3 protein-coding genes are annotated in these 2,109 nt (G+C 49.6%); all 3 read right to left on the reverse strand.

Annotated features, from left to right (window positions below; all coding sequences use genetic code 11):
* Positions 1-653, reverse strand: a 653-nt coding sequence (locus ACJMM9_RS01210; RefSeq protein ID WP_405323087.1) for an integrase DNA-binding domain-containing protein, incomplete at its 3' end; no start/stop codon positions are given.
* 115 nt (positions 654-768) lie between these two features.
* Entirely contained in the window at positions 769-981 is a 213-nt protein-coding gene (locus ACJMM9_RS01215) for an excisionase (protein WP_083424729.1), read from the reverse strand.
* Positions 982-1,216: 235 nt separating this feature from the next.
* A partial coding sequence (locus tag ACJMM9_RS01220; RefSeq protein ID WP_405323089.1) for a VapE domain-containing protein occupies positions 1,217-2,109 on the reverse strand: 893 nt, incomplete at its 5' end.

Below are 2,109 nucleotides of genomic sequence, written 5' to 3' on the forward strand. Positions count from 1 at the left end.
TAGATTGCATCGTAGTATCTACTGAAATGTGCATCTTCCTTGATGAATTTCAACAAATCCCGCTCCTGCTTCCGGGTGATTGCTTCTCTTGTCACAGAATCGTTGACAATCACCGATGCCAGCTCAAATCCAAAGGGATTTTTCCGAATCAGGTCATCGTCCACCGCCATCTGAAAAGCCGGTCTGAGAACGCCCCGGATGGAATGAATGGAGCTGTAGCCCCTGCCATCCACCTGCTGAAGCTTGATGAGCCACGCTTTTGCATCCGACAAGCGCACCTTGTCAATGCGCTGTTTCCCAAACGCTTCTTTTTTCAGAACATTGATTACCGTCTTGTACCCGGCAACGGTATTGTGCCGGACACCCGTTTTCAGGGACACATACTTCTCCACCAGTTCCAGCACCGTGTAATTGCCTCCGTTGGTTACGATGTGGTCAAACAAATCCGCTTCAATCTGCTTTTCTTTCTCCCGCAGCGAAAGTTCCCGTTTCTTGCCTTTGGGCATTGGGTCGTTTTTGTCCAAACGCCAACTATACACATTTTTCTCTTTTCCGTCCTCGTCAATGTAACGGAACCGATACCTCCCGTCTGCACGCTGGTACTCGCCTTCATGCAAAATTCGATTACGGTTGTCTCGTCTTTTTTCACTCATTGAAATCTCTCCTTTACTGTAAAAGGAGAGCCAGACTTGCACCGTTATAATAGCACAAGTTTGGCTCTCCGTATAGGTCTATCATAGGAAATCGGCAATTCTGCCAAGCACTTTTTTATACTGCCGTTGCCTGATCCAGATACCGCTCGAATTTCTCACGCTTAATGAGGGCACGGTTTCCGTTCATCACATAGAAATCCTCGTTGGGATGCCCGTCAATGAGCATCCGCAGCTTTCCTTCTCCGATGTGGTAATATCCGGCAGCTTCTTCAATGGTCAGCGTATATCTGCGCCAAACAGGAATCTCCATATTTTTCGTCATAGGCATTTATCCTCCATAAATGAAATGTGCCAGGCAGAGAACGGTCAGCAACGAAGTCCGGCAACGGACTTCAAAAGACCTCAAATACATTCTCCATCTGGCTTTTGGTTATCTATTTACTTTTCTTTTATTTTTCTGTAGTTTTGGTTGTCAGAAGGAAAAAAGCGTTGGAAATCAAGGCTTTTCCCGGCAACCGGGTCGGCAACGGGATTGCAACAAAGAGGGCAACGGGCTGTCATTTTCAGAATGGTAGCTCAATCTGCTCCGTTATCTCCACAAACCCGTCAGGGATTTTGTCGGACGGGTTGCCATTGTCCGTTGCTGTCTTTTCACGCTCCCAGCCCTTTTGTCTGCCGAATCCTACGAACATCCTCGGATTGGAGAAATAACGCCAGCCAGTAATGCACTGGTTCATAATCTCATTGACCTCCCGGATTTCCCATTGTTTCGGCTCGTCAAAAGTGTGGTTCAGGGCTTCCTTGTAGAGCTGCTTGGAGCAGACCGTGTCCCCGGTGTACTTGTCCAGATAGGCCTGAATCTGTCCGGCTTTCGTGTCCTCCGGCATGAAGTCCCGCTGATGCTCTTTCAGGTACTTTGCCATTTCCGGGCTGAATTTCAGCTTGAAGTTTCCGCTGCGGTAAATTTCCATGGCTTCTGCCCACATCTGCCGGATGTAGGCTCTGGAAGCAGCTTCGTCCTCCAAAATGTGAACCTCCGACCGCTCCGGGTACACCATGACCGGAATAAAGCGGCGATTGCCGGAACGGTCAAGGGGCAGGAAGTCGAGAGCGTTGGAGGTGCCGCCGAATACACACTGTCTCGGTCTGTCTGCCGGGTGGGTTTCGTAGGGGATTTTGTAAACCTCCTTCTGGCGGCTCAGGAAGGACTTGATTTCCTCAATGCTCTTGGCGTTGGCGGTTGCCATCATCTCGGACATTTCGATAATCCAGTGACCTTGCAGCTTGCGATACACATTGTCATCGTCCAGCTTGCGAAGGTCATCCGAAAACCACTCGTCCCGGAGAGCCAGCAGCCGGAAGAAGGTAGACTTTCCTGCTCCCTGACCACCGACAAGACACAGCATGATTTCAAATTTACTGCCGGGCTTAAAAGCCCTTGTAATCGCCCCCAGCA

This window comes from Fibrobacter sp., assembly GCF_045112255.1.
Classification (GTDB): domain Bacteria; phylum Fibrobacterota; class Fibrobacteria; order Fibrobacterales; family Fibrobacteraceae; genus Fibrobacter.